The following is an 8,574-nucleotide window of genomic DNA, read 5'->3' as shown; positions in this document are numbered from 1 at the left end:
TATCTGGAGACAACATAAAAAAATAGAGAAATCCGAATTTGAATTCATTCAAATTCGGATTTCTCACTAATTGAAGCTAGTTATGTCCCAGCCTCCTTTACGTTTATTTTTGCATTTCCTTCGTTGGTCCCAATACGCCTGGTACTGGTAAGCCTGCTTGACGTAGGAGGACTGTCATTTGTCCACGATGATGCGTTTGATGATCGATCAGCGTACGCAGTAATGCCCCTCTTGCTATTGGGCCAGTGAAGCCTTTTACTTCCTCCAGCATGTCTTCATTTGATAGCTTTGCCGCTTCCTCTGTCACACTGTTTGCTAGGTTTTCGTAAGTAGCTACAATTTCAGCTGCTGTAGATGGTATCGGATCTTCTTGACGAATCATTGGCACCTTTAAACCTGCTAAATAACTGAAATAACCAGCAGCACCAACTAAATGCCAACCTAACCAGCCAAGTGTGCTGTGACCTTCCACGATGCTTTGCTCTAGCTTGTCATCTGGTATAGCTTTTAATACTTGAATAGTACCTTGTGCTGATGCTGACCACTCATTTAAAAAATCATCTACTTGTCGATACATAATAACGCCCCCCATTTTCGTAAGTACATTTCTATCTTATTAAATAAGAGACTTTCTTACAAGTTTCTAATATTAAGTTTACATAATATTATTATATTTTATTCTGCTATAACTATTCAATTCAGTTACTTTTTACATGACTTTCGTCAAAATAAGTATACGACTCTTTAAATTGTAAAATCATGTATAATAGCTTTTATCTTAAATTGAAAGAGGTATTTTATGTTTTCCCCATTAAAAAAAGGTGATACCATTGGCATTTACTCGCCTTCCAAACCAGCTACAACTATTGCAAAGGCTCGCTATGAACGAGGTAAGGAACGTCTGCAAGCACTCGGCTTTACAATAAAAGAAGGCTCGTTAACAGGAAAAAAAGATTTTTATCGCTCCGGTACACCGAAAGAACGAGCAGAAGAGCTGAATGCCCTACTTCGTGATCCCCACATCAAAATGATCTTACCAACTATGGGTGGTACTAACGCCAATAGTATGCTGCCCTATCTAGACTACGAAGCATTTAAGCAGAATCCCAAAATACTTATAGGTTTGTCTGATGTTACCGCTATACTTCTTGCAATGTATGCAAAGACTGGTGTTCCTGTCTTTTATGGACCTTCTGTTGCTTCTACATTTGGTGAATTTCCACCTTTTGTCCATTATACAGAGCAATATTTTAAAGATTTGTTTTTACATTCATTAACGATTCCCTATAACATGCCAATCCCACCCATTTGGACAGATGATCGATCAAACTGGTTAGAAAAGACGACGGAGAAAACTCAGCATCACAATTCATGGATTACCGTTCAACCTGGCATTGCTGAAGGTCGTTTAATAGGTGGAAATATAAATACGATGTACGGCTTTATTGGAACAGCTTACTTCCCTCACATTCATGCGGGTGATATTTTACTTCTTGAGGATACTTCTAAAACAATTGCTGTTGTTGAGAAAAACTTTGCCATGCTAAAACTACACGGCATTTTCGACAAAGCTTCAGCGATTATTTTAGGTAAATATGAACAGTATGATGATTTGGACACCGGGAGAAAGCCTTATGATGTATTGCTAGAGCAGCTAGATGGACGTACTATACCTATCATCGCGGATGTTGATTGTTGTCACACTCACCCCCTGCATGCCATGCCTATCGGTTTACGTGTACGCGTCAATGCAACTAGTAAAGAGATTACCTTTCTAGAAAACTGGTTTTCATAACATTCGTATAACCTATAGACTTCACGTATAATGAAGGAAAATGCTGAAGGATTCTGGATATGAGTCCTAATATAAAGTAGGATATAGCATTAATGCTTAAACAATTCAATCGATTAGACTTCTTTCACTACTAGAGCAACTGTCTATCATGATGATATTTAACTTTCACGCTCAGAGGGTATAATGACGACAACGAAATATTTCATGTAGAAGACACATTGGTGACAACTAATAAGAATCGTTTGTCATTACCTCTACCCTACAAAAAATTGAATAAGAATGACTTCACAGGCATCCTGCTTGGGGCTTTTCATTTTTGGGTAAGGAGGGGTTTTATGAATGATATACATAGGCCAACAACAGATGAGGAATTGACCGAAGAAGAATTGATTGAGCTTGTCCTCGCTGAGCAGCAAAAGGCGTTAGCCCAAGAACAAGAAGAACGCCAGCAAGAAAAAAAGCCTAAAAAACAAAAACCGATTGTCAAATGGATCGTCTGGAGTATGGCATTTGTGTTGTTTTTGAATACATTTGCACTTATCTTTCAAATTTACTCCATTCCAGCTCTTGAATTTTTGAAGGTGTCTGCTCGGCTATCGGCGCAAGAAGATATAAGAACTTATAAAAAAGCTGTTGTAGAGATCTCTACAGGTTCTAGTAAAGGCACTGGTTTTTCGATTTCTTCAGATGGACTTATCGTAACCAATGCACACGTTATAGAAAATGCTCAATCATTAACCGTCATTTTCCCTGAGGAAGGTTTAATGGGTGCCAAGTTACTGCAAAGTTTCCCAGATGTAGATTTAGCATTATTGCAAGTAACCGGTGATGAGTTACCTTCCCTCTCCCTTGCTGAAAATCCTAGCTATAGTAAAAACGAGCATGTTTATTTTATAGGGAATCCACTAGCCTTTACGGGCATTGCAAATGAAGGAACTTTACTAGAGTCAACATCCCTTGAGGATTGGCAGGAGCCTGTTATGATGATGGATGCTCCTGTTTATCGGGGAAATAGTGGGAGCCCTGTCATAAATGCTGATGGTGAGGTTATCGGGATTGTCTTTGCAACGGCGAAAAAGGATCCATATGGTCGTGTCGGTTTGTTTATTCCTGTTGAAGTGCTACAGCGTATACTAAGTAGATAATTCCCAGAAAAGTTGCTTGTTCTCTAAACTTACGAGACAAGCAATTCATTTTGTTTACATAATAAAATTATTTTCTTTATAGAAAACAAATTGAGAACACTGCTTTGCTTCTCCTCCATCACTTTTCTCTGTTTTTTCGAAGAGCATTTAGATTAATGGTAGTATGTAAGCTCTATCATATGACTAGTTCACTAGCGTTCATATTTTGTAACTCTCAAATGTTCAAAGCACGCAAAAAAAGACATCCTATATCAATAGGATGCCTTAATTTAACGAATGTAATTTTAACTACTGAGAATTAAAGTTTAGTTACGTTAGCAGCTTGTGGTCCGCGGTTGCCATCTACAACTTCGAATTCCACTTTTTGACCTTCGTCAAGAGTTTTGAAACCTTCGCCTCCGATAGCTGAGAAGTGTACGAATACGTCGTTTTCGCCTTCTACTTCGATGAATCCAAAACCTTTTTCTGAGTTAAACCATTTTACTGTACCTTGTTTCATTTAAGAAAACCTCCAAAAAATAAAAGTGAACAATATGTAATTTCTTCAGCGTGAAAAAATTCACATATTACAAAGAGTACCGAACTAACGCGATCACTTTTTGTAATATGTGAATTCATGTTTCCGGTGAAGCAATTTAATTGTTAAACTAAGTATAACTGGCATTCATAATTTTGTCAAATAAAGAAAAATGTTTTTTTTATTAATTTCTAAAAATTTCTAATTTTTTCTATTTCTCAGGTTTCAAAACGATAATACCGTGAAATATTTGTACATCATCATCACAGGCTTCACAAAAAACACTTTCATCCTCTGACCAGAAGGCCCAAAATCCCCCTTCTTTTGTAAGCTCATTGTCATATGTTATTCGGAAGTGCTGCAGTTTTCTTTGTAATGCTGCCTCAAATTGCTCCTCCGTTTCAAATGTTTCATTTGTTTGAATAAAAGCCTCCCAGCCTTCAAACTTCCACCAAGGCTCATAATCAGCTTTCATGTAAATGATTGTATACATATTTGCCACATTCCCTGCTGTAATAAGATATTTTCATTTTAGCAAAGACATTTGAAATGTCTATTAAAACACTCTGTAATATGCTACTATTACCTTATTATTCATTATTTTGGGAGGTATTTTTTTTATGTTTTCAAGCATTCGACCTAAGGCCGAACTCGAGGAATTATTAAAACGTGGTACAAATTTAAATGCAACTGGCCGTTTTAATAAAACACTAGCATTTAACCATTTTAATTCTCAAGATGAAGAGAATTTAAAAACTCTCTACAATAAATTAAAAGATATCACGCCTTCAATGAACGCTATTTTTAATAGCTATTTAAGTGAACTCTCTCTCTCCTCTCAGCTGACAATTAGTGAAGAAAATATTAATCGATACTTGACTCAATTTTTCTTAGCTAGTCGTGATGATGAATATGTGGATGAAACCGTTAAATTTTTCAATTTATTCAGAAAGAATCAATATGAGCCGGGTAAGTTAATCGTCGTCTTCAATCAATTTGCATTTTATATTACTACATACATTTTACATAATTTTGGTTTAAAACCTAATAAGGCATTTGATTATATGAAATCTTTCCAATCTGCAGTCAATGTTGATCAGGAATTACTCGTTGAAGTATTAACAGAACGTACTATTGAAAATGTAGTTGCTGAAATTTCCTCTTTAATGGATGTCAACGCAAAAATCATGTACATGAAAGATTTAGTATTTAGCTTAGATAAACAAAACGAAGAAATCCAATCCTCTACCGCAGCAACTGAAGAAATTGCCGCTTCTATTAATGAGGTTGCTCGAATGTCTTCCCGTATTTCTGAAAAAACAACTGAATCTGTTGATCACGCTGTACAAGGAAAAAATGCAATTGAGCATGCCCTTTCTGAAATCTTTAAAACTGAAGAGACATTTACATCGATTGTTGAGTCCTTTGCAGAATTACAAAAACGGGTAAATGATATCGAAAATGTTGTAACGTTAATAAACCAAATTGCCGATCAAACGAATTTACTTGCTTTGAACGCATCTATTGAGGCTGCACGTGCAGGTGAACATGGTAAAGGCTTCGCCGTAGTTGCACAGGAAGTTCGAAAGCTTGCTGAGGGAACGGTATCAGCGCTCAATGAAGTATCCACAAATGTACAGCATTTAAAGAGCTATTCAAATGATGTGTCAAACTCAATTACTGAAACAACAGAGATTATTAAAGAAGCAACAGTGGAAGCTAAAGAATCGTTACCATTGTTAAATGCCATAGTTAGTGCCATTGAAGGTATTAATCTGGATGTTACAAATACAGCTGCGATCTCACAGGAGCAGGCAGCAGCTATTGATGAAGTATCAGCACGAATGATTGAAATTTCTAACCTTCAAGATGATATTCGTGAATATAGCCATAACACATCTAGTGATATACACTCATTAGGGAAAGAAATTAATCGTTTCCGCAATGATATTATATCGAATAATAATGTTCAGCTATCGTCTATAGCACTTTTACAATTATCAAAGGCCGATCATATTTTATGGAAATGGCGAATTTATAATATGTTCCTTGGTCTTGAAAATGTCGAGCCAAGAGATGTCTCTTCGCATACAGATTGTCGTCTCGGTAAATGGTATACATCTACTCGCTCTGTAGAACGTTTCGGACACTTGCAGGAGTATCGTGAATTAGACGCCTATCATTTACGTGTTCATGAATCGGCGAAGTTAGCAGCTGAGGCTTATAAGATTGGGAATATTCAACAGGCTGAAGTTCATTTAAAAGAAGTAGATCAAGCTTCGAAGCAGGTTCTCTACTATCTCAATAATTTAATTGCATATTTAGAAAAAGAACGTGTAATGCACTAAGCACAAAGGAGGGATCTCCCCTCTTAACTAGTAGGAGGTGTTAGCTTGAACAAGCGAGCGCTAATTAAATTTTTCGGGGATGTTTATGGAACCGGCTACCGTTTTTTCATTAAACAAAAAGCGATTGAGCTAGGATTAAAAGGATACTGTAAACTAAATGATCAAGATCAAATTGAGGTTGAAGTAGAAGGTTCAAAAAAAGCGATAGATGAATTTTTAGTATTTGTTCAAAAGGGTGTTAGCCCTCAAGCAGATTCCAATTCTTTTACTTTAGAGCTTTTTGATGATTTAAAAGGTTATACACGCATGGAGTCAGACATTGTTTAGTCTGGCTTCTTTTTTATAGTGCAGTAATACCAAGGTTTATCAAGCTTTTTGGCTATTTTCAACATTGAATGAATACGATTTTATCTAACATGACGTTGCTGGGGGCAAGTTTATATTTTATTACTTTGGATTGGGAATAATACCCCAGTCCTTTTTTATTTCTCTTTTATCCCAACCTTTGTGAACAATACCGTCAATGCGTTCTAATAATCTCCCTACTGCCCCTTGTATAACCATCCTTAACCAATGTAGCTATTTTTTTGTGCAATCGTTTTTAATAGGTGTTGTGTTTGTTGCTGCATGTTCTCACTCCACTTTTCATCTATGTTTTATTTAGTTGCTACCGCATTTAAAAGTAATTGTTTGTTGCGATCAGACATTGCACGCCATTCTTTAACCGTTACTTTCATTTACCCTCACATCCTTTCAAATATACGCTTCCAAACACTGTATACAAGCGTTGACGCATGTAAGACACTTCCACATCGGTTATTGTTCTATTCACGAAGTCCATTCGATACATCAATCGGATGTCATGTCATAATAAAAAGCCACCACTCATAATGAGTGTGACTTTGAAATTCTGATTATAATTCTTCTAAATAGATTGTAGCTATGATACTTCTTGGTCTATAAGTAAAAGTTCTATCACTCACGCCCCTGTAATTACCATCAATATTAACTACATCACCAACGTTCGGAATCAAAGCTGATAGAGAGTGGTTGATGTCATACGTCATCATTACTTCTCCGTTTTTTTCACAAAACTGATTGTAATCTGTTCTAAATTTTCTCTCATCTTTGGCACCAACTTCCTCACTAATCATAGAATATACGGTATCATATGTCATCATTAGAAATATAAAGCATAAAAAAAGACATACCTTGAGTGATGTAGACCTCGCTGTGCTATATTTACTCCACATGCTTAAACGGCTGAAATCGGATATGATTCGCACACTACTTTACTACTACTATGATACTGTTTAGTTTGTGAATATCTACTCAGAGGGTTCTCCCTCTTTATCTTTTAAGAAGGTTCTTATATTTCCAAAATTAAAGTAACCATCATCATTTAAAAATAATCCTTAAAATCCTCAATAAACTAGCATCCATTTCTCCTTTTTCGCCATCTGTTAAGCACACTCATGACTAGCAATAGTATGGAGTATAAGAAAAAGCCACACCAAATGGGCTATGACTTGATATTAATATGTTATTCAGTCATTAATGTCTCAATGGTTTTACTTTCATTACAGATAAGACTATTAGCTTTAAATTTTATACTCGTTGAAAGCATCTGCAACATACTTAATTCATTAGCCAACTTTTCTAATTCAACCAAGCCTTCGCTTTGCAAATTACTAACTTCCAACTCAAGTTGTTTTAATGATTTTTGAATGAATTCTATATTTTCCTTGTATTCCTCTAAAATAATTTTAGTATCCAATATCTCAACCTTATTGTTAGTGTTTTTTTGCATATGCTGACTCTCCCTTTCTATCTATAAAGTCACCTTTATAGCGCAATCTTTGTTACATGAGATATTGAAAAACACCTAAGAACATGAAAGTATCTCAAAAACTGGATTTAATTAACACTATTATAAAGTTGTTTACCTTATTTAACAATATTAATTTCTTTGAAATGAAATTAAAAAGCCACACCTTGTTAGATGTGACTTTCTAAAACATTATGGTCTAAATATCTACCTAAATAAATTGTAAATACTCTAAGACATTTCCAAAAGGATCTCTGAAGCTAATTACTTTTCCTGGAGGACAATCCATCGGCACATCTGCAATAAACTCTACATTATGTTCTTTTAACATATTGACTGTTTGATAAATGTCCTCTGTTTTTAAAGCTAAAACCACACCAAAAGAATTTTTAGGAATAGATTTAGCGTTTTTCGATTCTTCTAAAACTAAAGGTAAATTTCCGTAAACAAGTGTCACGATTTTGGGTCCGTATTGTTTGTTTACCTCAAAACCTAAAACAGTCGTGTAAAAATCAATTGCTTTTTCAATGCTAGGTACATAGATGCTGATAACACAAACTTGACTCATAATTCATCCCCCTATTATTCCGGTAATTACCTTTTTGGCACATAAAAATAATAGAATATATGGTAATATTTTCCAACTTCAAAGGCATAATCGAGTAGGAGGGGATTACTAAGTAAATAGTAAGAAGGAGGCTTAAAACACTGACAATTAAATCACCACACCAGGAGTAATTTATCTATATAAAAACTGTACCTCATTGTTAATGTCCAACAATTCGACAGAACAATTAAAGCATTTTCGGTCTAATGAATGACTTAAAATGGACGTGATGCAAGACTCGAAATATAAGCGTATTTGAGATTAAAATCTCGAATACGCTTATTAGTTTTTATAAAAACAAATATAACGATGATAGTGAGGAATTAACAACAGT

Annotated in this window: 10 protein-coding genes; 4 read left to right on the top strand and 6 right to left on the bottom strand. The window is 35.3% G+C overall.

Annotation, left to right across the window (positions count from 1 at the left end; translation table 11 throughout):
- Positions 1 to 103 precede the first annotated feature (103 nt).
- Positions 104 to 577, bottom strand: a complete 474-nt coding sequence (locus ACIQLB_RS23370; RefSeq protein WP_400731088.1) for a DinB family protein — start codon at positions 575 to 577, stop codon at positions 104 to 106.
- A gap of 222 nt (positions 578 to 799) precedes the next feature.
- Here ACIQLB_RS23370 and ACIQLB_RS23365 point away from each other — a divergent pair, with 222 nt between their 5' ends.
- Both ACIQLB_RS23365 and ACIQLB_RS23360 read left to right on the top strand, forming a co-directional pair.
- On the top strand, positions 800 to 1,795 hold the full coding sequence (locus tag ACIQLB_RS23365) for a S66 family peptidase (RefSeq protein WP_400731086.1): 996 nt from the start codon (positions 800 to 802) through the stop codon (positions 1,793 to 1,795).
- Positions 1,796 to 2,130: 335 nt separating this feature from the next.
- A complete protein-coding gene (locus tag ACIQLB_RS23360; RefSeq protein ID WP_400731084.1) occupies positions 2,131 to 2,940 on the top strand; it encodes a S1C family serine protease in 810 nt (269 codons plus the stop codon).
- Positions 2,941 to 3,238: 298 nt separating this feature from the next.
- Here the strand turns inward: ACIQLB_RS23360 and ACIQLB_RS23355 are convergent, their stop codons facing one another.
- Positions 3,239 to 3,439 (bottom strand): cold-shock protein, encoded by a 201-nt coding sequence (locus ACIQLB_RS23355; protein ID WP_049665398.1) that lies wholly within the window; start codon positions 3,437 to 3,439, stop codon positions 3,239 to 3,241.
- A gap of 229 nt (positions 3,440 to 3,668) precedes the next feature.
- On the bottom strand, positions 3,669 to 3,950 hold the full coding sequence (locus ACIQLB_RS23350) for a DUF1033 family protein (protein WP_400731092.1): 282 nt from the start codon (positions 3,948 to 3,950) through the stop codon (positions 3,669 to 3,671).
- A gap of 127 nt (positions 3,951 to 4,077) precedes the next feature.
- Here ACIQLB_RS23350 and ACIQLB_RS23345 point away from each other — a divergent pair, with 127 nt between their 5' ends.
- Together ACIQLB_RS23345 and ACIQLB_RS23340 are read left to right on the top strand one after the other, a co-directional pair.
- The gene (locus ACIQLB_RS23345; RefSeq protein ID WP_400731081.1) at positions 4,078 to 5,805 is read left to right on the top strand and encodes a methyl-accepting chemotaxis protein; all 1,728 of its coding nucleotides are present in this window, start codon (positions 4,078 to 4,080) and stop codon (positions 5,803 to 5,805) included.
- 45 nt (positions 5,806 to 5,850) lie between these two features.
- Positions 5,851 to 6,132, top strand: coding sequence for an acylphosphatase (locus ACIQLB_RS23340; RefSeq protein WP_400731079.1), 282 nt, complete (start codon positions 5,851 to 5,853; stop codon positions 6,130 to 6,132).
- Between the two features lie 587 nt (positions 6,133 to 6,719).
- Here the strand turns inward: ACIQLB_RS23340 and ACIQLB_RS23335 are convergent.
- The 3 genes from ACIQLB_RS23335 to ACIQLB_RS23325 form a co-directional block, all read right to left on the bottom strand.
- Complete coding sequence (locus ACIQLB_RS23335) at positions 6,720 to 6,959, bottom strand: hypothetical protein (RefSeq protein ID WP_400731077.1); 240 nt, start codon at positions 6,957 to 6,959, stop codon at positions 6,720 to 6,722.
- A 389-nt stretch (positions 6,960 to 7,348) separates the two neighbouring features.
- Complete coding sequence (locus ACIQLB_RS23330; RefSeq protein WP_400731075.1) at positions 7,349 to 7,615, bottom strand: hypothetical protein; 267 nt, start codon at positions 7,613 to 7,615, stop codon at positions 7,349 to 7,351.
- A 229-nt stretch (positions 7,616 to 7,844) separates the two neighbouring features.
- Complete coding sequence (locus tag ACIQLB_RS23325) at positions 7,845 to 8,201, bottom strand: VOC family protein (protein WP_400731073.1); 357 nt, start codon at positions 8,199 to 8,201, stop codon at positions 7,845 to 7,847.
- Positions 8,202 to 8,574 lie beyond the last annotated feature (373 nt).

Origin of the sequence: Lysinibacillus sp. NPDC092081 (assembly GCF_044755845.1) — a bacterium.
Classification (GTDB): domain Bacteria; phylum Bacillota; class Bacilli; order Bacillales_A; family Planococcaceae; genus Lysinibacillus.
This window is presented reverse-complemented; position numbering and strand designations above follow the sequence as displayed.